Here is a 22,728-nt window from a genome sequence, read left to right on the forward strand (position 1 = left end):
GTTTATTTCCAGCCAGTTATTTTCAAAGATTTCCATTGCTTTGGCAACAATACGTCTCCTTGTATAATTCCTTCATCAGTAATTTTTAGACCACCGAAGCCCATGATAACAGCCTGCAACATCCCACCAGCACCGGTAGCAAAATAAGGGTTAGTACCTCCAGCAGTTTCGGAGATAATACCAAATGGAGGAACTTCGTTTTGCTTATAGCTTTGTAAAAACATATCATAGGCCCTCTTCATATCTCCGGTTTGAGCGTATAATGCTGACAGCACAGACTTACCCATGGCGGGTCCTGTTTTATCCATTTTAGATGAATAGTAATTCAAATCTTTCTTTATCTGCTCTTGATCAGTAATGATATCTAGTGGGAAAGCCAGCAAATTAACATCTGCCTGTTTAATGTTTACACCATCATAAGTAGCGTTTTCACGGGTGGTGCCATCAGGGAATTTTAGAATAGGAATGTTTTCTGCCACGTGCATCCAATCTGGATCAGCTGCTATATTTAATTCTTTGGCAGCCTGGGTAGCATAGTTCAATGATAGCTTGGCCATGGCGTTAGTGAATGCATTGTTATCAATGTTTTCTTGCCATTCATTGGCCCCGATCACATTCTTAATATCATACTGCCCTGGTCCGTTTCTTTCCACACGACTACTCCAAAAGTCGGCAACTTCTTTCAGAACCGGCCATCCTCTCTCCTGCAGCCAAAGTTTATCATGTGTTACCTGATAATATTTCCAAAAAGCCCAGGCTACATCACCACTAATGTGATGTTGAAACGGACCTGTAAGCGCCCATACAGGCGTATCTTCAGAGCCTTCATCTGATGATTCCCAAGGATACATTGCCCCCTTATAACCATGTGCAAATGCATTTTGCTTGGCGGCGTCTAGCCGTTCGTATCTATACTCCAATAAAGACTTTGCAATTTCCGGTTGTAAGATTAGTAATGGAGGATACATCCATAATTCAGTATCCCAGAAGACATGGCCATTATATCCGAGCCCGGATAATCCCATGGGTGATAAGCTGTAAGCAGTTCCTTTTCTAGCAAATGAATAAAGGTGATATATAGCAAATCTCACATCCTTTTGGGCTTGATCATCACCTTCGATGACGATATCACTTTTCCAGAGCTCCTCCCATGCTTGCTCATGGTATTTTATAAGCCGATCTTTTCCCTCAAGAGCAGCAAAGATCGTCAGCCTTTCAGCTTCATTATGAGGATCCTTATAATGTTCGTCAGATACCGCTGATGCCACAATGCCAAATTCATAAACCTCTCCTTTTTTAAGCTTCTTTTTGAACTTGGCCAGGTGCATATTATAATCCCAGTCTTCATGTATCAGATCAGGCTCAGAGCCATGTTCTTCTTTAAAAATAAAGCTTGTAGAAGCTGCAATTTTATGCTTACCAGAAGGACTGAGACCTACAGAGGCCAGTAAGGGTATTTTTACATGTGGTCTGTCTATTTCACTGTACAGGTTATGTACTTCCATAAGATGATTAGGAGCTTCGATAACACTCATAGGAATTACTTCCACATTTTCATGAGCAGTAAGCTTTACAGTAATCAAAGCGGTATAAGGTAAATGCCTCAGGGATCGGATTTCTTGCTGCACAGACAGCTTAGAGCCAACCTTAAACTGTGTCTGAAGAAAGGCCTTTTTCATATTAAGCGACTGAGCGTAGCCACTGATGTTGTTCTTATTAACCCTCTGACCATCAACATCCAAATTCATATTTACATGGTTGAAAGTCTTTAAAATATTAGACACCCTACCACGCTGATAGTAATCATAAACACCATTCAGCACAACATCAGACACTTTCAATGGCTCTGGTGATGATACAATTCCCACCATTCCATTGGCCACTGTAACTCCAAAATAGTTATTTGGGTCTATTTGTTGGGCTTGGATGGTCCATAGGTTATTTTGGGCGTAAGCTGTTAGTGCAGCTAATTGAATTATAAAAAATACTACTATTCTCATTTGTCTTTAGATAATCTTAAAATTTTCAAACTTTCAGCATTTCGAGCAATCACTATAAGTTTATCTTCCTTAAAGTTCAATGATTTTATATCTCTCACCTGGCCTGTTATTGATAGACCACTAATTTGATTAGGAATTGAAATCAACTTCCCATTATTGTTCTCAACTAGCAAACCATAGTCAGCATCGTTTCTTCCTAATTGAATATTGTTTTCATAAAAATTACCACCAAAAACGAAGTCTAGCCATCCATCATGATTATAGTCAAATGTATATATGCTATTTATGGGAGACATTTGTGCCTCAATGGGTAAAGGTTCAAAACTAAAACCGTCATCACCATTATTTAAAAATATACCAGATCGCATTTCATAAACAGAAAGATGCTTGGCATCTTCGAGATCAGATGATTTAATAACATCTCCCTTATCCGCCGCCTTTGCAAACTCAGCATAGCTTACATACTTGTTTTTGATGGCCGTTAGTTGACCGCCTAATTCGTCTTTTGTGGCAAAAAGGTATTTTTTATCATGCAGATAATAATAGAGCAAATGATCCAGTTTACCGTTTTTATCGTAGTCTTTCACATACAGTGAGATAGGCTGGTCAATGCTTGCTTTCAGCTTGGTATTTAAGCCTAGATTACCGCAGATTAAATCCATGTCACCATCATGATCTATATCTGCTGTCAACACTGTGTTCCACCAGCCATTACTTCCTTCGAATGAATCTTCTTGTCCGGGCGTCAATTTATTATCAATGTTGTAAAAAATGGTAATAGGAAACCATTCTCCTACAACTACTAGATCTAATGTTCCATCTCCATCCATATCTGACCAAGATGCATCCTTTACCATTCCTATTTCCTTTAGTGCCGGAGGTGTGATGTCCGTGAAATTTCCTTTGCCATCATTTTGAAGTAAAAAACTTTCTGGTGTTTTTCCATAATTCCACGGCACAACTCTTCCTCCTACGAATAAGTCTATGTCTCCATCTTTATCATAATCGGCTGCGACTACAGTGGAACCTGTTACTGTTACATTTATAAAATCATTCTTGCGACTAAATTCGCCTTTCCCGTTATTTGAATAAAGCCTTAATTGAAGGGCTTCATCCCCTTCTCTAAATTCATTCCCCCCACTTACCACAATAAGATCCAAATCTTTGTCATTGTCAACATCAACTAAGAGTGAGCCTATATCTTCATTTAAGCTATCCTTATCCAAGGCTGGCTGATTTGATAATTTGAACCCTTCATCGGTTTGAAGGAATAAATTCGCTCTCTGCCATTTAGCTCCACCAACAAAGAAATCATCTTTCCCATCACCATTCACATCGCCAACTGCCAGTTTAGGGCCTTCAGTGGATGACATATGAGGAACTAAAGCTTCTCTATTAAATTCAATAAATTTATTTTCTTTATGAACATATGATAATGAAAGACTGTCAGAATAATCCTCAAAAACATGACTTTGTGCTTTATCATAATTATACTGTTCATTGGCATCAGATTGCTTAATTGTAAGCGTTTGATTGGACTCAACTTGTTTGAGTAGCTGGAAGGATTTGTTTGGCCATATTACATACAAGGAATCAATTGTTTCTTTTTGTCCTAAACCTAAGATTATCTCAGCAGGAACAGCAGATTGATAACCTCGGGTAGTGTATACTTCATGGACAATTTGCTGTCCATCAGTTAAAGGGATCATTATTTTTGTGCCTATTCCAAGTGTGTTTTTATCTGATCCAACTAGCTTGATTTTTAAATATTTAGCTTTAGGGCTTGAGTTCTGATCTATGACATGGTTTTTATAAATGAATGCGGGTTGATCTACATTATTACAAATGATGTCTAAATCCCCATCGTTATCAAGATCCGCATAAACAGCTCCATTAGAAAAAGACTCTTGGTTTAATCCCCAAAGTTTAGACACATTCTCAAAGGTCAAATTCTTATTATTCTTAAATGCATAGTTTGGGATCTTTACCACAGGCATTTGCTCAACCAGAGCTAAATCTTTATCGCTAATATCTCCTTCAAGTCTTCTCTGAACGGCCTCACTGGATACATAGTTTATATAGTCTAAATCATTGGAGCGCCTCTTTATTCCGTTAGCTACATATATATCTTTATAACCATCTAGGTCTAAATCAGCAATTAAACCGGACCAACTCCAGTCAGTAGCCGCAATATTTGCCAAAAGACCTATCTCACTGAAATGATTATTACCACGGTTTAATTGTAGGGAATTTCTAGCGAACTGGTATCCATAACCATAACGGAGTTTATAATTATAGATATTAAATGGATCCTCTGCCGCCGATGACTTCAACATAATAGGGTCTTCGGGTAGCATATCCAATGATATAATATCCAGTAAACCGTCATTGTTAATATCAGCGATATCGTTACCCATGGAAAACCTACTGGTATGGCCAATACTTTTTTCTAACTGCTCAGAGAAGGTGCCATCACCATTGTTCATGTAGAGATAGTCATTTTCATGGAAGTCATTACCAACATATATGTCAGGATATCCATCCCAGTTCAGATCGCCGATGCTTATACCTAAACCGTATCCTAAGGCACTACTATATATTCCACTCTCAGCACTGACATCTACAAAAACGCCATTGTCATTGCGCATCAGTTTGTCGCCGGCTAGAGGATGAATTTCGCCACGAATATCTGATCTAACGAAAGTGCCATTTGAATGCACCGAATGGTTAAGCATATACATGTCTAGATCTCCATCTAAATCATAGTCAAAGAAGGCAGCCTGTGTGGAGAATCCTATTAAATCAAGTCCATATTCCTTAGCCATATCTTTGAACTTTGGCACACCATTTTCATCATTTCCTTGATTAATATATAGCTGATTCTTACCACGTATATTTTGGAAATCTCCTAGCTGACTAACATATATATCTAATTTACCATCAGCATTAACGTCAGCCATAGTTACGCCAGTTGTCCAGCCCTTTTTTCCTTCTACATGAGCCAATTCAGTAATATCCTGAAACTTAAAATTTCCCTTATTTAAATAAAGCTTATTATTGATTTGATTAGCAGTAAAATATAAGTCGTGCAGGCCATCCCCATTTAAATCTCCGGCTGCAATACCACCACCGTTATAGAAATAGAGATAAGAAAAGATGTTTAGTTGGGTGCTTTCCGTTAAATCATTGCTGAAATTAACACCTGTATAATCTTCAGTTAGAAGCTCAAATTGTGCGCTTGGCTCATCTTTCTCTTGGCAGGAGCAAATGATAATAAATACTAAAATTGCGAATAAGTAGTTTTTAATATTCATAGAATTCGAGTGAATCATTGTTTTTAGCAACAATTAGTAATCTTTTATTATTGATAGTTCTAACCGAAATGACCTTTTTTACATCACCAGTCACACCTATTTCAGTCGTCAGTATTTTAGGAGTGGTAGTATAGTCGAGTATTTGCCCATGGTTACTGTCATATATACCTTCTTCTGGTTTTGTTGCGGAATAATTTCCTGTAAGAAGAAATTTTTGGTCAGTCTCTTCATTAGAAATAGGCTGAATGTCAAAAATCGGTGAGAATTGAGCCTTTTCCGGTAAGTTCTGAGTAGTGTAAGATCCGTCACCATTGTTAATGACAGCTATGGATGCCAGATTAAAAACCTCCAATCTTACCGACTTATCAAGTTCTTCTGAGGAAAATATTTCATTAATGGTTTTTCCAGCATAGTCTTTAAAGTAGGTGAATTTTTTCTTTAGAAGAGGTAATTGCTTTATTAAGTCATTTTTAAGAGCAGTAGGATAAAGCTGACCATTTTGATAATAAGCAAAGATATGTTCATCGGTTCCATTATTGTCAAAATCATTAATAAACAAGGTCAATGGTTCTTTTTCAGAGGCATTAAATTTGGAGTTTAATCCCCAGTTTCCAATTAGAAGATCCATTTCTCCATCTTGATTTAGGTCAGTTGATATTATGGATTGATACCATCCGTTGCTATTAACTAGTCCTGGCACATTATATAATCTTTCGAGGTTGGCTCCTTTGTTTTTGAAAATTGTTGGGGGCATCCATTCGCCAACCACTATCAAATCGAGATCCGAGTCGTTATCGATATCCACCCATACACCATCCGTTACCATGCCTACTTTTACAAGTTTAGGCGCTACTGTAGCAGTAACGTCTATAAATTTACCATCACCTGAATTCTCAAGGATTCTGCTTGTTCCCGGACTACCATATTTACCAGGTTCCGCTCTTCCTCCTACAAAAAGATCTATGAAGCCATCATTATTGAAGTCACCGGCTTTTACACAAGCTCCCATATCAAAGAATCTAGGTAATGCAGATTCGGAGCGCGTAAAATCAATTTTGGAACCAGCACTTTTTTGGATATATACTCGATCCTGTAATGAAGCAGTACCTGCTGGAAACTCATACCCCCCGCTTACAACATATAGATCTTGCAAGCCATCATTATTTACATCAAGAAAAATTGCGTCAACATCTTCAAAATTTTGATCTGTCTTGAAGTCAGAGACTTCTAATGATCTAAAACTTCCATTTTTTTGTTGGATATAGACGCTACCTGCCTGGCCTGTGGCGCCTCCAATATAAAAATCATCAAGGCCATCACCGTTGATATCACATTTTGCTAATGAAGGTCCCTCACGAGATATCATATGATAGATTAGTCTTTCTCTATCAAAATCTACAAATGAATTTTCCTTGTGTTTGAACTCAGGAGTCATATTTATGTTAACACCCTTAATGTCAGATCCTTGATCAATTGTAGGACCTGAAAACATACTAGCATTTTGAATATCAATATGGAGTGTTTGATTAGCTTGTATGGCAGAATTAATTATTTGCTTTTTGTCAGGTCCCCATGTAACTATCAAGCTATCTACTTTAGAGCTTTTACCAAGACCAAAAATCAGTTCATAGTTCATTGAGGACTGGAAACCTTTGGTTGGAATATTTTCTAACATCTGTGTATTTCCTTGCCAGAATATTTGAACCCTTGCACCCACGCCAAATGGATTTTGTCTATCACCTTTGAGATGTATCTTAAGGAAATTATGTTCAGTATTTTTATTGGAATTGTTTCTATATACAAATGCAGGCTGATTTACATTGTTGACAATAAGATCCAGGTCACCGTCGTTATCAAGATCTCCATAAGCAGCACCGTTAGAATGTGAAGGTTCAGCTAAACCCCAATCGGCGGCAACATTTTTAAATTGAAGGCTAGAATCTTGAAGAAACATATAATTTTCAATTGGTGTGGAAGGCATCTTTTCCACAAGCTTTTCAAAATCGACTGTTTCCTGACGCATAGCAGTAATGAGATTATCTTCATTAGCCAAAAAGTCGATAAAATCTTGATCTGTTACATCTCTGTAAACTCCATTTGTTACAAATATTTCTTTAAGACCACTGTTGGTGAAATCAGCTATTAATGTACCCCAGCTCCAATCTGTAGCACTTACACCAGCATATTGGCCGATCTCCTTAAAAACACCATTGCTACCGTTTAACTGTAGCGTATTACGCATGAACTGATCATAGTAGTCATTGGCTAGAATTAATCGATGTCTGTCATAGGTTTCATAGTTGGTAGTCAGTTTTAATCTCTTGTCAGTAGCAGGTAGCATATCGGTCACAAAAATATCTGGCCACCCATCATTATTAATGTCTGCAGCATCTGTCCCCATGGAAAACTGGCTAATGTGCCCTAACCTGCTTGTAAGTTCATCTTTAAAGGTTCCGTCTTTTTGATTTACATAAAGGTAATCCCTTTCGAAGAAGTCATTAGAAATGTACAAATCCAACCAGCCATCTAAATTTATATCTGTTACAGTTACTCCTAGCCCAAAACCTATTACACTTCCATAAATTCCAGATTCCTGACTTACATCAATAAACTTATTGCTATCATTTCTATACAACTTATCACCACCAGTACTATCTCGGACGTGTCTAATGTTTTCTAATCCTAAGGATGAGACAGGTCGAAAGGAATTATTAAGGACATAGCAATCTAAATCTCCATCATTATCATAATCAAAAAATACAGCATGTGTGCTAAAACCTTTATCTGCTAGACCGAATTCTTCAGCTTTATCTGTGAAGGTGAGATCACCATTATTAATAAATAATTCATTTTCCCTTCTTCCCCCTGTTATGTCTCCTGAGTTACAAACGTAGATATCTAGCAAGCCATCGCCATTTACATCAGCCATACTTACTCCGGTGGACCAAATTTTATCACCTCCGACACCAGCTTGATCCGTTATATCCTTGAAATTAAAATCCCCTTGATTTAGAAATAGCTGGTTGCCTTTCATATTGGCTGTCATGTAAACATCGGGAAGACTATCATTATTGATGTCCCCTATGGCAACACCACCACCATTATAGTAATTTCTGTACCTAAAAACGTCGAGATCTTTATTTAAGGTGAGCTCGTTGGTGAAGGATATTCCAGAAGTGGTTACATTGGTAAAAAGGGTTTCCTGTGAAGGTTCTTCAGGGGTGGAACAAGAAATGCAAAATATTATGAAGGTCAGGTTAATTAGTTTCCGCATTAATAATGGTATTTAACAAGTAAAAGCAAGTGCCATTATGACACTTGCTTTTAATGATAAGTCTTTTATTAATTAATATCCAGGATTAGGCTGCAAATTAGGATTAGAGTCTAATGCCTGTTGAGGGATTGGGAATAAAACTCTTGTTTTGTCTGTAACTGTTTTACCTTCCCATGTTGATGTGAACGTTCCAAATCTAATTTGATCAGTTCTTCTTACTCTCTCGTAATAAAGTTCTCTTCCTCTTTCATCCAGAACGATGTCTAAAGATGCTGGAATTGATGCTACACCACGAAGATCTCTTAGTTCATCTAACATCCCTTGAGCAGATTGTCCATTAGTTACTGATCCGCCCCTTAAAATGGCTTCAATTTTCATTAAATGCACATCTGCATATCTTAATAATACTAATGAGCCAATGGTTGCAATACCTGGAGCATCCGGGCCTTGACTAATTACTTCTGGATAATACTTTACTACCCTAATACCTGCTTCATCATTATTTCCTACCAAATTGATATCTTCAGTATATGTTAATTGACTTCCCCTCCTATTGTTAACTGGTTCACCAGCAGCATTTGTTTGAGGACCAACTAAAAAGCCAAAGCCATGAGCAGGGTTAGGTCCAAGCCTAACATCTCCATTGTCAAATTTATTGTAAAAATCACTCAAGGTAGTGAAGCCATTCCATCCACCAGAACCTTGTCCCTTAGGAGGCTGATTGTAATGAATACCCATATAATAATAGGCATCAGGAGGGCTAGTTACACCTTTATCCGCCACAAAAATCTTTTCTGTAGTAGTTGAATCCTTAAAATTTCTAAAATAATTCTCTTCTAAGGCATACCCCATATCCATTACGGCATCACAGTATTCAATGACTTTGTCCATATCGGCCTTTTCGAAATTATAAGGACCTGCAGGTTCTGTTGCAGTATAGACTGCTTTGTTAAGATAAAGTCTTGCTAATAAGGCATTAGCAGCTCCTTTATTTACTACACCTGGATTTACACCTGGTCCACCTGCATCTAAATCAGGTAAAGCCTCAGTTAAATCTTTAACAATGAAATCAAATGCCTCTGTTCTAGACATTACCTTAGGGTCTACATCCACACCCTCATCAATTTCTCTAAATGGTACAACACCATAAAGGTCTACTACATAGAACATATTGAATGCTCTCAAAAACTTGGCTTGTGCAGCCTGTTCAGCCGTAGGAGATGATCCTAATATTTGATTACATACAAAAACTGCTGAATTTAGATTATTCCAAGCTCGTGTAACATATTGGTGAGTAGGATCCCATGTATGCTGATGTAAAGATCTCCAAATACCATTATCACCCCAGTCGGTACCTCTAGTAGGTCCAATCATCTCGTCACTTGGATGTTCTAATAGAGCCATAATGTTATCTTGACCAATATGATCATTCAATTTATTATAGGCTGTAGCAAGTAAATCACCTGGATCACCTGTACTAACTCCCCCCACTATTACTACTGGAACAGAATCTGTAAATTCCGTCTCCAAATCGGTACATGCTACCGAACCTGCCAATAGCATGCATAAACTTATTTTTTTAATCGTAGTATATCGCATCTGTAATAATTTTAAGTCCTAACTATAAAGAAAGATTAACTCCAAAAGTGATTGTTCTTGCTCTTGGGTATGGAGTATAGTCAATCCCGAATGATGGGATACCGTCAATAGCTTTGTTTGTGTTCACTTCAGGATCCTGTCCGCTATATCCTGTAATTATAAACAGGTTCTGCCCAGTAAGAAAGAGTCTTACAGAAGAAACTACGTCACTGTTTTGCGGTGTAATATTATATCCCAAAGTGAAATTTTGCAGACGAACGAATGATCCATCCTCTAAGAATCTGGTTGATACGTCAGGTGCATTTAATGGAGACTCACCACTATCAGCAACACTTCCATCTACATTTCTACCAATTGCTAAAGATCCAGCGGTGAAATATGCGTTGGCAGTATTATTATATATTTTCTGACCAAACATGCCTGAGAAGAAGAAATTCAAATCGAAGTTTTTATATCTTAATCTGTTTGTTAGACCTGCTGTGACTTTTGGTAATGGACTATCTCCTGTAAATTGCTGCACATCACCTCCTGCATAAACAGATAAACCTTCTGAATCATATCCTTGAAATTCTCTAAGATAATATGCATACAATGGCTGGTCATTAGCTATTCTCTGGGCATAAGCGTTAGATAATCCTTGACCGTTAATTTCACCAGTATTAGTTATACTTGCATAATTTTTAACAAGATTTTTATTATAACCTACATTCCCCATAATGTTCCAAGAGGATGATTCGTTATCAACGGCAACAACTTCTAAAGAAAGCTCTACCCCTTTGTTAATAATGTCGGCTCCTAAATTTTGCCAAACGAAAGGTTGAGGTGCTGGTTGGGCACTTGTCACTTGAATTAAGAGGTCATTTGTTGTTTTGTGATAAAAATCTAATGAACCAACTACTTTGTTATCTGCAAATCCATAATCTAAACCAAAGTTAATCTGAGAAGTTGACTCCCATTTAAGGTCAGGATTTTCGAATGCAACGCTTCCAAGTGTACCTCCATTGGTAGAACCGTTTTCATTAAAACCATAATCACTCCATCTCTGTCTTTGATAAACAAGGTTGTTAGGAATTTCTTGATTTCCTGTAATTCCGTAACCTAAGCGTAATTTCAAATCAGAAAACGCATCAGGAGTGAAACTTTCTTCTGATAACCTCCATGCGAAGGCAAATGATGGGAAAACACCATATTTGTTGTTCTCTCCAAATTTTGTAGATCCATCAGCTCTTACCGTAGCCGTTAGTAGATATTTATCATTTATATCATAATTGACCCTTCCATAAAAAGATTGAAGCTCATCTTTAGTTTTACTAGTATTAGCTAAAAACTGAGTAGCTGAAGATACATTGTTGATCATAATATCAACAAATGGAGTTCTATAGTTTCGTGCTAATAATGACTTGGTTTCATAATTAAACTGTTGATAAGAGTATCCTAACAATAGGTTTAATTTACTTGATCCGAGTTCTTTTTGATAATTGAAGTAGTTCTCTGTAATCAAATTATTTTCAGCCAAATCAAGATATCCACCTCTACCAACTCCCTGAATTCCAGCTGCTACCAAATCACTAGAATAAGCAGCCTTTCTGGAAGAAGATGAATGGTCTAGACCTAAACTAGTATTAAAAGTTAATCCTTTAGTTATTTCATACTCCAATGTGAAACTACCCAGAGACCTTAGTGTATTTGTATAATCATCTCTTAAGTTAAGCATGGCCACGGGATTCAATTGATCCACCCCTGGTTGATTATACGTTCCATCCGGATTATATACAGGCCTTGTAGGGTTTGAAATAATCATGGCTCCTAATAAATCTCCTCTAAATCCAGAGTTATTGGTAACAGGCACGTTATCGTCATGCACTCTTGATACAGTGATTTGAGATGAAATGTTCAATTTATCATCCCAAAATGATTTATTGGCATTAACACGGGCAGTTACTCTTTGTAATCCACTGGTTTTAACAATACCTTCTTGATCTAAGTAGCTAAGAGAAAGTCTGTAATTACCATCATTACCACTACCACCGTATGATAGATTATGATTATGAGATATTGCAGTTCTTAAAACTTCATCCTGCCAATCGGTGTCAGCTCCTAAATCAATCGCACTTCTATCAGCACCTAAGGATTCTGCTCCGTCTAGAAATTCATCCCTGCTGAGCAAGTCATACTTTTTTGTTATGCTACTAAAGCTAACCGATGATGAATAATTTAAAACACCAGTTTTCCCTTTTCCTTTTTTAGTAGTTATTAATATAACTCCGTTTGCTCCTCTCGAACCATAGATGGCAGTTGCAGATGCATCTTTAAGTATACTGATGCTCTCTATATCATTAGGATTCATAAAGCTCAAAGGGTTTCTGGCTGAAGATGATCCGAAGCCAACATCTGTACCAGATGAACTGGCATCACTTCCGCTTAATGGAACCCCATCAATAACATATAATGGGTTATTTCCACTTCTAATTGAGGACGTTCCTCGAATACGGATGTTCATACCTGATCCTGGTTCACCACTTGAGGATGTCACCTGAACACCAGCAGATCTTCCCTGAATAAGTTCTTCTGGGGAAGTGATCACTCCCTTATTAAAGTCTTCTGATGAAATGGAAGTAACAGCTCCGGTAGCATCCTTGGCCTCCACAGTTCCATACCCTACCACCACTACTTCAGTAAGCTCGGTTACATTTTCATCTAGTGCTATGTTAAAGGTGGTTCTTCCGTTCACCGGGACGACTTGATTTTTATATCCTATAAAGGAGAATACCAAATTGGCTCCATCCGTTACGGACATACTAAAATTTCCTTCAATGTCTGTGACTGTACCGTTGGTTGTACCTTGTTCAAGTACACTCACACCTGGTAGGGGGTTGCCGTCGGCGGCTGAGGTAACCTTACCAGTAACTGTTTGCTTTTGGGCCATGGCGGAATAGAACCCACACACCATGATCACCACAAAATTGAGTAAAAGTTTCTTCATGAGGTTTTGTGCTATGTTAACAAATAATCAGTTTAGAAATCGTTTTCAGTTAATACTTATTTGATCACATTTTCTATTATAGAAGCGAAAATGATAAAAATTAGCGCTAAAAACAACTTCTTTAGTTTATGAAGTATTAAAATAATTCTAAAACGCAACCGCAAACGTTTGCATGTATTAATTAAATCAGTTTAGCATAAAAAGAAATATTTATGTAATTATTTAATGGTTTAAAAAATTGATAATCAGAGTAATCATATTGCCCTAGATTGAGAAAGTTTCTAAATGTCATGTAATAAAAAAAGCCGGCTTATGCCGGCTTTTACTTGAGGATTTATAACCTTTATTATTTTAACTTAGAAAAGTTTCCAACCTACATAGATTTGCATTACTCTGTTCTTAGTTTCTACACCAAAACCATCATCACCATCGTTAATATCATTCAAACCTAAGTTATATCTTAACCCACCTACTAAACCTACAGGTAATTCTACACCAGCACCCAAAGCCAAGCTTAAATCTGCTGATTTGAAACTATCCTTAATATCCTCATCTTCATATTTAGCACTGCTTAAAATTCCAAATTGAGGACCAGCGTGTACGTTAAGTACTTTAGCAAATTTCAACTTTAACAACACAGGAATCGTTAAGTAATTCATATTAATATCAACGTCATCAATAGAAGTACCTTGAGCTGAAAAAAGTAATTCTGGCTGGATGCTGATGTTTTCATTCAAGCCCAAATCTACGAAAGCTCCAAAATGATAACCAGTTTTGCTATCTGTATCAACATCCCCTACATCAACATTGGCGAAGTTTGCACCTGCCTTTATTCCTAAACCAACACCTTGTGCTCTAGCTCCCAGAGCAGCAAAAAAACATACGAGAGTTAAAAAAGTAATCTTTTTCATATTATTCATGATTTTAGTTGTTATAGCATTAAACGCCTTTAAGTTCATAAATGTTATTTTAAAAGGTTTTAATAAAAAGCCTGCCTTAATTTTATCAGGCAGGCTTGTATTCTAGTCTCTAAAAAATTAGAATGTATAAGCTACAGAAATATTGATTACAGTATTCGTTATTTTGTAATCGAAATCTTCAATATCAAAACCTTCCATGTCAATATCAGGATTTATATTGGATAACCCCTTCAATAATGATGCGTTTACGGAAACAAACCCAAAATTATAGCCTACACCAGCTTGTATTCCAAAATCTGTTCTTTTAAAGTAGGTTTCATCTTCAGATAAGTCCTCTAAATCAACCTTATTCTTAAATTTAAAATCACCCTCTTCTGATTGCCCATCAATTTCTTCTTTATATTTTCCACTAATTGCGATGCCTACATATGGACCAGCAAATAATTCAAATTTTCCAAACTTAAAGACTCCATTAATAGGAATCTCAATGTAATTAATTTTGGCTCTTGAATAGTCACCATCTCCAGCATCTTCAATATCCAGTGCTGCACCTTTACTACTATAGAATATAGCTGGTCTTAAACTAATAGACTCACTTAATTGTGCATCTAAAAATACACCGATTCGTGGTGCAAGTTTATATTTCAAATCATCTTCGGTATCATAATCATCACTTAGATTCCATGTGGCCAAATTAGCCCCACCCTGAATACCAAATTTTGTCTGAGCCATCGATACCGATGCTCCTGCTGCAATTAAAGCAAACGCTAAAAAAATCTTTTTCATAATATTTATTAAAAAATTACATTATTTGTCGCAAACATATTTTATTCTATAAAAAATGCAAAAGAAATATTATCATTTTAAATTATATCAACCCTCTCCGGTAATGTAACCATTAACCTTTTCTCACCCTCCATGGCCCTTTTAATAGCGAAAATGGCTTCATCATTTCGTGCCCAACTTCTTCTGGCTATTCCGTTATTAACGTCATAGAAAAGCATATTCTTAAGCTTCCGTTCGGCATCAGCAGATCCATCTAATAGCATACCGAAGCCTCCGTTGATTACTTCACCCCAACCTACTCCACCACCATTATGGATGGAAACCCACGTAGCCCCCCTGAAGGAGTCTCCTATTACATTTTGAATGGCCATATCGGCAGTGAATTGTGAACCATCATATATATTGGAGGTTTCTCTGTAGGGGCTGTCAGTGCCGGAAACATCGTGGTGATCTCTGCCTAATACAACAGGGCCAATCTTACCGGCTTTTATAGCATCGTTAAAGGCTGTTGCAATCTTCATTCGGCCTTCAGCATCAGCATATAGTATTCTGGCCTGTGATCCAACTACTAATTTGTTGGCACCTGCTCCCTTAATCCACTGGATATTATCGGCCATTTGTTGTTGTATTTCCGCTGGAGAATTTTCTTTCATTTCAGATAGAATATCACAGGCTATTTGATCAGTTGCTTCCAGATCTTTGGGGCTGCCACTGGTGCATACCCATCGGAAAGGACCAAAGCCATAATCGAAACACATCGGCCCCATAATATCTTGCACATAGCTGGGATACTTAAATTCAGTGCTATTTTTCATGATTTCAGCTCCAGCCCGAGCTGACTCTAAGAGAAAGGCATTTCCATAATCAAAGAAGTAGGTACCTTTTGCCGTGTGCTTATTGATGGCATCAACTTGTCTTCTAAGTGATTCCTGGACATGCTTTTTAAACTCATCAGGATGATGTGACATCATTTCATTAGCCTCTTCAAAAGACAGATCTACAGGGTAATAACCTCCTGCCCAGGGGTTGTGTAATGAGGTTTGATCAGATCCCAGCTCTACATACACATTATTTTCATCAAAGGCCTCCCAAACCTCTACAACATTTCCATGGAAAGCGATGGATACCACTTCTTTCTGCTCTTTAGCCTTCTTAACTCTCTTAACTAACTCATCAATGGAGGAGATCTTTTCATCTACCCAACCTTGACTATGTCTGGTATTGATAGCTTTTTCATTTACTTCCGCCACTACGGAAACACATCCGGCAATATTACCTGCTTTAGGCTGAGCACCACTCATACCACCGAGACCTGCCGAAAGGAATAGTTTGCCAGCTAATCCATCAGTAGAAATCTTTCTTCCCGCATTCAGGATTGTAATGGTGGTACCATGCACTATACCTTGCGGACCAATATACATGTATGAACCGGCTGTCATTTGTCCGTATTGGGAGACCCCTAGAGCATTATATTTTTCCCAATCATCTGGTTTTGAGTAATTTGGAATCATCATGCCGTTGGTAACTACAACTCTTGGGGCTTCCTTTGATGAAGGGAAAAGTCCCATCGGATGACCTGAGTACATGTGTAGTGTCTGCTCCTCTGTCATGGTGGCCAGGTATTTCATAGTCAAAAGGTACTGAGCCCAGTTTTGAAAAACTGCACCATTCCCACCATAAGTAATGAGTTCATGTGGATGTTGAGCCACTGCTGGATCCAGGTTATTCTGAATCATGAGCATTATGGACCCTGCTTGTTGGGTTTGGAAAGGATAATCTTCTAATGGTCTTGCATACATATCATAATCAGGGCGAAAACGATACATATATATACGTCCATATTTTTCTAATTCTTCTTTAAATTCAGGTAAGAGCTCTTGATGGTGCTCAGGCTTAAAATATCTTAAGGCATTTCTTAAAGCCAGCACTTTCTCATCATCATTCAGGATATTCTTACGCTTAGGAGCATGATTAATACTAGGATCATAAGCTTTCTTCTGGGGTAGAACATCAGGAATACCTATTAATATTTGCTCTTTAAAATTCATCTATCAAGTTTAGTTTTAATCTTTAGTTTATCTATTTGCTGCATGGCTTGTGTATAACCAATATCAAAAATGGCATCCACATTTGACAGGTCCATAACTTTAAATGGCTCCAGACCTTTTGGTTCAATAAAGAAATCGCAGGCTTTTCTTCGGCTATAAACATTGCAAGTGATGGCTAGCATAAGTGCCCTTTCCATTACCAAACGAGCATTTCGTGGGTTAAAATCATGGTCTATAGGGTTGCAATGTGAGCCTATGATGATATCACAATTATTTTCTAAAGGCTCAACCGGAAGGTTATTAAGGATGCCCCCGTCTATATATAAGGTGTCATTATGTAAAACCGGATCGAATAATACTGGAATACATGAAGAGGCACAGATGGCGCTGATCAGTTTTCCTTCATTAAAGTACTCTGTTTTGCCAGTGACCACGTTGGTGGCGGCTATATAAAGTGGTTTCTTAAGAGCACTGAAATCATCATCCGTAATGTGTGCTTCCATAAACTTATGGATTACATCCATATTTAATAGTCCCGTCCAGCTAAGAGCAGGCTTCAACAATCTAAAAGCTTTAAGACTTCTTATTATCTCTACAATTCTATCTATCTGATACCCATATGAGTACAGAGCACCTATAATGGCGCCTGCACTACTGCCGCTGATCACATCTATTTGGATGTCAGCCTCTTCAAGTGCCTTGATTACTCCAAGGTGAGCTATTCCCCTAGCTCCGCCGCCGGAAAGTGCTAACCCTACTTTCATTAGAGAATATCTTTTAATGCAAATGTTTCATCTAAACGAACGCCTTTATCAGTATGCTTTACTGTACAGCATTCGTTAACAGGATCATGCTCCAGGAATATAATGTAGTTATTATCAGCAGCCTCTTTTAAGAATGCTTCTTTTTCCGTTAAAGTTAAAAGTGGTCTGGTGTCATATCCCATAACATAAGGAAGTGGAATATGCCCTGTAGAAGGAAGCAAATCTGCTGCAAATACTATGGTTTTATCTCCATACTTGATCTTGGGAATCATCTGTTTATCGGTATGGCCATCAACAGGTAATATATCAAACTGAGAGAAAGGAGATTTTGATTTCAAGTCAATGAAATTGAGGTGACCGCTCTCTTCCATGGGAAGCAAATTTTCAGTTAGAAACGAGGCCTTTTCTCTGGCGTTGGGCTCAATGGCCCATTTCCAATGATCACCATTAGTCCAATATTTAGCATTTTGAAATACTAATTCAGTTTTTCCATTAGCATCATATTTTACGCCACCACCACAATGATCAAAATGCAGGTGAGTCAGGAACATATCGGTTATTTCACTCTCGTTAAGTCCTATTTTATTTAGAGAAGAATGCAGGCTGTCATCACCATGTAAATAATAATGGCTAAAGAATTTTTCACTTTGCTTGTCCCCTATTCCATTATCAATTAGAATCAGTTGATCCCCATCTTCTATAAGCATGCAGCGCATAGCCCAGGTGCAAAGATTATTATCATCAGCAGGATTGGTGCGTTGCCACAATGCCTTAGGAACAACCCCAAACATGGCACCACCATCTAGTTTAAAAAATCCGGTGTTTATAACGTGTAAATTCATGGTAATAATAATTCAAATTTCAAATGAACCAATAAATGACCAGTTCCTATGGGTATAAATTTAACCAGCCAAATGTATTTGACCCTGTAAATTACTTTAAAAAAATAAAGCCACAGAAAGTTTACTCCTGTGGCTTTATATATTAATGTGTTGTGGGTTTCTACTCGTTTACAACTCCCATGTTGCAGAATTTATCAATTCTTTGAGCTATTCTATCTTCTGTAGAAAGCTCTGATAACTCTTTGGTTTGTTGTAAAATCACTTTCTTGATTTCCTTGGCCATAGCTATCATATCAACGTGTGCTCCACCAAGAGGCTCGTTAATAATACCATCTACCAATTTTAAATCTTTCATGTCATGAGATGTTACTCTCATTGCTTCGGCAGCAGTTTCTTTGTAGTCCCAGCTTCTCCATAAAATTGTAGAGCAGTTTTCTGGTGAAATAACTGAATACCAGGTGTTTTCAAGCATGAATACTTTATCACCAATGGCAATACCTAAAGCACCACCTGAAGCTCCCTCACCTATTACTATACAGATTACAGGTACTTTAAGCATGAACATCTCTTTTAGGTTTCTAGCAATAGCTTCACCTTGACCACGCTCTTCTGCTTCTAATCCAGGGAATGCTCCCGGAGTATCTATGAAAGTAACAATAGGCTTGTTAAACTTTTCAGCCAATTTCATTAACCTTAAAGCTTTTCTGTAGCCTTCAGGGTTAGCCATACCAAAGTTTCTTAGCTGACGCTGCTTGGTATTACGGCCTTTTTGCTGACCAATAAACATGTATGTTTGCTTATTTACAGATCCAAAGCCGCCTACAATAGCTTTATCATCCTTCACAGTTCTGTCACCATGAAGCTCGATGAAATCATCAGCTATTTCATAAATATAATCTAATGTATATGGCCTGTCCGGATGGCGTGACAGCTGTACTCGCTGCCAGCGAGTGAGGTTGCTGAATGTTTCCTTTTTCAGGTTCTTAATTTTTGTTTCCAATGACTTTACGGCATCGCTGACATCAACATCACTTTCTAGAGCGATCTTCTTCATGTCCTCCAGCTTAGTCTCTAATTCTGCGATAGGTTTCTCGAAATCCAATAGCATGTCCGTTTTAGTTAAAGATACAAAAATATGACTGAAACACTCAAATACAAGGTTATGTAGGTTGTTTTTAGATTTAACAACTTAAAAACACAAAAGTTCAACTTGTAAATAATTGATTTACAGATGTTTGAGTCTTAATTCTGAAATATTTGAAAAAAAATATCTTGGAGCTGTTGCAAATAAAAATGCAGAGATATACATTTGCAACACCTTAAACGAAAGGGACGATGGAAACAGCAATTTAACGCTTTTTTATTGAAAACAAAATGGTCTGGTAGTTCAGTTGGTTAGAATGCCTGCCTGTCACGCAGGAGGTCGCGGGTTCGAGTCCCGTCCAGACCGCTCTACCCTCTTAATGCAAATTGAGAGGGTTTTTTATTGTTAAAATTTTAGTGCGGTTATTGATAAATCCTATCTCTAAAAATAAAATTAAATTTTTTATCGCAAGAGTTGGTGATTAAAAACAATGACATATATTTGCACCCCTATTAGAAAACGGTCTGGTAGTTCAGTTGGTTAGAATGCCTGCCTGTCACGCAGGAGGTCGCGGGTTCGAGTCCCGTCCAGACCGCAAAAAAAGCCTCTCAAGAAATTAAGAGGCTTTTTTTATGCTCAAAATCTAAAACTAGAATAAATTAAGTTTTCGACTATAAATTGGATTTATACCATCAACTACTCAACTTCTCTTCCAATTCCTCTAAACTTACTCCCTTTGTCTCAGGCATCATATAATGAGTATACAGGAGTTGAAGTACCATGAAGAAGCAGAAAATAGCGAATATATATTCTGGGCTAAATTGGGATATGACCACTGCTCCAAATAGCGTGATAATGGCTGCGAATATATTTAATAGACCAGATCCCCACGATTGACCGTAAGACCTGACCTTATTAGGGAAAATTTCTGATATAAACACCCAAATTACAGCTCCCTGGCCAATGGCATGAGAGGTAATGAAGAGCAGCATGGATACCAGCATGAAAGTAGCTGGATAGTTGTTGTAAAAGCCTACAGCGGTCATAGCCAGGCTAATGATGTAGCCAACGGAACCTATGTACATCAATTGCTTTCTGCCGAGCTTATCTATAAGGGAAATTCCTATGAAAGTGAAGAATAGGTTAACCAGGCCTATTGAGACGGAGCTAAGTAATGAATCCGTAGTGCCCAGACCGGCCTTCTCTAATATTTCTGGCGCATAAAATAAGATGAAGCTGATGCCTGAAAATTGATTAAAAAAGGCAATTAAAAACGATAGTATCAATACGCGGTTGTATTTGCCAGAGAAGAGCTTCCCCTCTCCCTTTGAATGCTTTTGCTCCTCTTTAACAATACCCTCAATAATCTTCTCAGGTTCTGATGAAGAAGTACTTAGAACCTTCTTGGCTTGTTCCAAATCCTTTTTATGAACAATAAGCCATCTCGGACTTTCCGGTATAATAAGTACAAGCACAGAGTATATCACGGCCGGTATTAGCTCTATTCCTAGCATATATCTCCAGCTATCACTACCCGCAATATCTACCAAGAGGTAATTGGATACATAGGCCATGAGAATACCGAATACCAGATTGAATTGAAAAAGCATCCCCATTCTTCCTCTATTCTTAGCCTCCGATATTTCCGTTATATAGGAAGGCGCAGCTATAGAGGCCACTCCTGCACTTACTCCACCAATGAAGCGAAAGAATGAAAATAAGTATGGACCCGTGGCAATTGCCGCACCTAAAGCTGAGACTGTATATAAAATACCTATCCAGATTAAAGTGGTCTTCCTGCCTAGTTTCTCAGTAGGATAGCCACCCCAAAGGGATCCTAGTACGGTGCCCCATAAGGAAATTGATATGATAAAAGTGCCGTGAAACAATCCTGAAGTCTGCCAGAGCTCCTTCAATGGTAAGTTTACCCCAGATATAACAACGGTGTCAAAGCCAAAAAGGAAGCCGGCCATTGACACAATAAACACATACTTTAAAACTTTACTTTTCATAAAATGGATAGAAGCCTCGCTAGCTTTTTGCGGCTGTTGATTCTCTTTCAATCAGAGTGGCAGATAAGGTAATGGACTTCTTTGAAGCATCTTTTTTGGTGCTTTTAAGTCTATCTAATAAAGTGTCAATTACTGTCTGAGAAATCTCTTCTATGGGTTGTGAGACTACCGTGATTTTAGGCTTATGTATTCTGAAAAGGTCATGATCATCGAAAGATACTATAGCCAGGTCTTTTGGTATTTCAAGACCAAGATCATTAATAGCTTCTAATCCACTAATTCCCAAATAGTTAGTTCCGAAAAGGATAGCATCGAAATCAGGATTGTCTTTTATTATTTGACCTATATCTTCTACGTAATCTTTGTATTTGGCCTTAAATGGTAACGGAAAGACATGCGTTTCAAGTCCAAACTCTGCTACGGCATCTTTATAGCCGATAATACGGGCTTCTTTTTCCGCTTTACCTAATGCCAGGGCGATCATTGCTATCTTTTTGTATCCTCGGTCTACAAGGTGTTTGATGGCATTATAGGTACCTTCCTCGTTGTTGACCATCACCACGTCGTTGGATATGTTTTTGAATTTCCTATCAAAGAGCACTACATCCATGCCGTTGTTCATCAGCTCTTTAATATCATCTTCCATGCCCATAGTAGGTGCTATAATGCAGCCGTCTACTCCCAGCGTGGTAAACATGTTTAAAAACTCCTTGGCTCTGTCTCGATCGTTTTCTGTACTACAGTAAACTATTTTATAATTATTTTGAAGTGCCTTATCCTCTATTTCTTTGGCTATGCTAGCGAAGAATGGGTTAGAAATGTCTTCCACCATAAGACCGATAATATTAGTCCGTCCGGTTCTAAGACCCTGAGCAAATTGGTTTGGGCGATAGCCCAGTTCCTTTATTTTTTTATGAACTTTAATTACAAGCTTATCGCTAATTCCCTTCTCTTTGGCTCTTCCATTCAATATGAATGAGACAGCCGTTTTGGAAATATTGAGCGACGTAGCAATGTCATTTATGGTAAGTCTGGTTTTGGCCATTAGTTGATTAGAAATTGAGATCTAAAATAGGCATTAAATCTAGGAATATAACCGATT

General features: G+C 37.8%; 13 protein-coding genes and 2 tRNA genes. 2 read left to right on the forward strand and 13 right to left on the reverse strand.

The features are described from left to right. Positions 1-2: 2 nt before the first annotated feature. The 11 genes from LVD16_RS16925 to LVD16_RS16975 all read right to left on the reverse strand — a co-directional run bounded on the left by LVD16_RS16925 (position 3) and on the right by LVD16_RS16975 (position 19,638). Entirely contained in the window at positions 3-2,000 is a 1,998-nt protein-coding gene (locus LVD16_RS16925; protein WP_233769459.1) for a kojibiose hydrolase, read from the reverse strand. Continuing rightward, positions 1,997-5,314 carry a VCBS repeat-containing protein gene (locus tag LVD16_RS16930; protein WP_233769460.1) on the reverse strand — a complete coding sequence of 1,106 codons (3,318 nt, stop codon included), beginning with the start codon at positions 5,312-5,314 and terminating at the stop codon, positions 1,997-1,999. The genes LVD16_RS16925 and LVD16_RS16930 overlap by 4 nt, the downstream gene beginning before the upstream one ends. Then, the gene (locus tag LVD16_RS16935; RefSeq protein WP_233769461.1) at positions 5,304-8,588 is read right to left on the reverse strand and encodes a VCBS repeat-containing protein; all 3,285 of its coding nucleotides are present in this window, start codon (positions 8,586-8,588) and stop codon (positions 5,304-5,306) included. Before LVD16_RS16935 ends, LVD16_RS16930 begins: the two co-directional genes overlap by 11 nt. Before the next feature lie 72 nt (positions 8,589-8,660). Continuing rightward, positions 8,661-10,187: a RagB/SusD family nutrient uptake outer membrane protein gene (locus tag LVD16_RS16940; protein WP_233769462.1), complete on the reverse strand. Its 1,527-nt coding sequence runs from the start codon at positions 10,185-10,187 to the stop codon at positions 8,661-8,663. 22 nt (positions 10,188-10,209) lie between these two features. Beyond that, entirely contained in the window at positions 10,210-13,170 is a 2,961-nt protein-coding gene (locus LVD16_RS16945; protein ID WP_233769463.1) for a SusC/RagA family TonB-linked outer membrane protein, read from the reverse strand. Positions 13,171-13,526: 356 nt separating this feature from the next. Beyond that, positions 13,527-14,081, reverse strand: coding sequence for a porin family protein (locus LVD16_RS16950; protein ID WP_233769464.1), 555 nt, complete (start codon positions 14,079-14,081; stop codon positions 13,527-13,529). A 126-nt stretch (positions 14,082-14,207) separates the two neighbouring features. Further along, positions 14,208-14,876 (reverse strand): porin family protein, encoded by a 669-nt coding sequence (locus tag LVD16_RS16955; RefSeq protein ID WP_233769465.1) that lies wholly within the window; start codon positions 14,874-14,876, stop codon positions 14,208-14,210. Positions 14,877-14,953: 77 nt separating this feature from the next. Further along, entirely contained in the window at positions 14,954-16,924 is a 1,971-nt protein-coding gene (hutU, locus tag LVD16_RS16960; protein ID WP_233769466.1) for a urocanate hydratase, read from the reverse strand. Continuing rightward, a complete protein-coding gene (locus LVD16_RS16965; protein WP_233769467.1) occupies positions 16,921-17,688 on the reverse strand; it encodes a patatin-like phospholipase family protein in 768 nt (255 codons plus the stop codon). Before LVD16_RS16965 ends, hutU begins: the two co-directional genes overlap by 4 nt. After that, positions 17,688-18,530: an MBL fold metallo-hydrolase gene (locus tag LVD16_RS16970; RefSeq protein ID WP_233769468.1), complete on the reverse strand. Its 843-nt coding sequence runs from the start codon at positions 18,528-18,530 to the stop codon at positions 17,688-17,690. The genes LVD16_RS16965 and LVD16_RS16970 overlap by 1 nt, the downstream gene beginning before the upstream one ends. Before the next feature lie 160 nt (positions 18,531-18,690). Continuing rightward, complete coding sequence (locus LVD16_RS16975) at positions 18,691-19,638, reverse strand: acetyl-CoA carboxylase carboxyltransferase subunit alpha (protein WP_233769469.1); 948 nt, start codon at positions 19,636-19,638, stop codon at positions 18,691-18,693. A gap of 268 nt (positions 19,639-19,906) precedes the next feature. Between LVD16_RS16975 and LVD16_RS16980 the strand changes: the two genes are divergently transcribed. Then, positions 19,907-19,980: transfer RNA gene (locus LVD16_RS16980), tRNA-Asp, on the forward strand. 155 nt (positions 19,981-20,135) lie between these two features. Continuing rightward, a tRNA-Asp gene (locus tag LVD16_RS16985) sits at positions 20,136-20,209 on the forward strand. 97 nt (positions 20,210-20,306) lie between these two features. On the opposite strand, the gene LVD16_RS16990 is transcribed toward LVD16_RS16985, so the two are convergent. Beyond that, positions 20,307-21,626 carry a sugar porter family MFS transporter gene (locus LVD16_RS16990; protein WP_233769470.1) on the reverse strand — a complete coding sequence of 440 codons (1,320 nt, stop codon included), beginning with the start codon at positions 21,624-21,626 and terminating at the stop codon, positions 20,307-20,309. 19 nt (positions 21,627-21,645) lie between these two features. After that, complete coding sequence (locus tag LVD16_RS16995; protein WP_233769471.1) at positions 21,646-22,671, reverse strand: LacI family DNA-binding transcriptional regulator; 1,026 nt, start codon at positions 22,669-22,671, stop codon at positions 21,646-21,648. Positions 22,672-22,728 lie beyond the last annotated feature (57 nt).

Origin of the sequence: Fulvivirga ligni (assembly GCF_021389935.1) — a bacterium.
Lineage (GTDB): Bacteria > Bacteroidota > Bacteroidia > Cytophagales > Cyclobacteriaceae > Fulvivirga > Fulvivirga ligni.

Excerpts from the sequence above, each read along its gene's own strand:
- LVD16_RS16925 (WP_233769459.1), bottom strand. The coding sequence starts at position 2,000 with ATGAGAATAGTAGTATTTTTTATAATTCAATTAGCTGCACTAACAGCT.
- LVD16_RS16930 (WP_233769460.1), bottom strand. The coding sequence starts at position 5,314 with ATGAATATTAAAAACTACTTATTCGCAATTTTAGTATTTATTATCATT.
- LVD16_RS16935 (WP_233769461.1), bottom strand. The coding sequence starts at position 8,588 with ATGCGGAAACTAATTAACCTGACCTTCATAATATTTTGCATTTCTTGT.
- LVD16_RS16940 (WP_233769462.1), bottom strand. The coding sequence starts at position 10,187 with ATGCGATATACTACGATTAAAAAAATAAGTTTATGCATGCTATTGGCA.
- LVD16_RS16945 (WP_233769463.1), bottom strand. The coding sequence starts at position 13,170 with ATGAAGAAACTTTTACTCAATTTTGTGGTGATCATGGTGTGTGGGTTC.
- LVD16_RS16950 (WP_233769464.1), bottom strand. The coding sequence starts at position 14,081 with ATGAAAAAGATTACTTTTTTAACTCTCGTATGTTTTTTTGCTGCTCTG.
- LVD16_RS16955 (WP_233769465.1), bottom strand. The coding sequence starts at position 14,876 with ATGAAAAAGATTTTTTTAGCGTTTGCTTTAATTGCAGCAGGAGCATCG.
- hutU (WP_233769466.1), bottom strand. The coding sequence starts at position 16,924 with ATGAATTTTAAAGAGCAAATATTAATAGGTATTCCTGATGTTCTACCC.
- LVD16_RS16965 (WP_233769467.1), bottom strand. The coding sequence starts at position 17,688 with ATGAAAGTAGGGTTAGCACTTTCCGGCGGCGGAGCTAGGGGAATAGCT.
- LVD16_RS16970 (WP_233769468.1), bottom strand. The coding sequence starts at position 18,530 with ATGAATTTACACGTTATAAACACCGGATTTTTTAAACTAGATGGTGGT.
- LVD16_RS16975 (WP_233769469.1), bottom strand. The coding sequence starts at position 19,638 with ATGCTATTGGATTTCGAGAAACCTATCGCAGAATTAGAGACTAAGCTG.
- LVD16_RS16990 (WP_233769470.1), bottom strand. The coding sequence starts at position 21,626 with ATGAAAAGTAAAGTTTTAAAGTATGTGTTTATTGTGTCAATGGCCGGC.
- LVD16_RS16995 (WP_233769471.1), bottom strand. The coding sequence starts at position 22,671 with ATGGCCAAAACCAGACTTACCATAAATGACATTGCTACGTCGCTCAAT.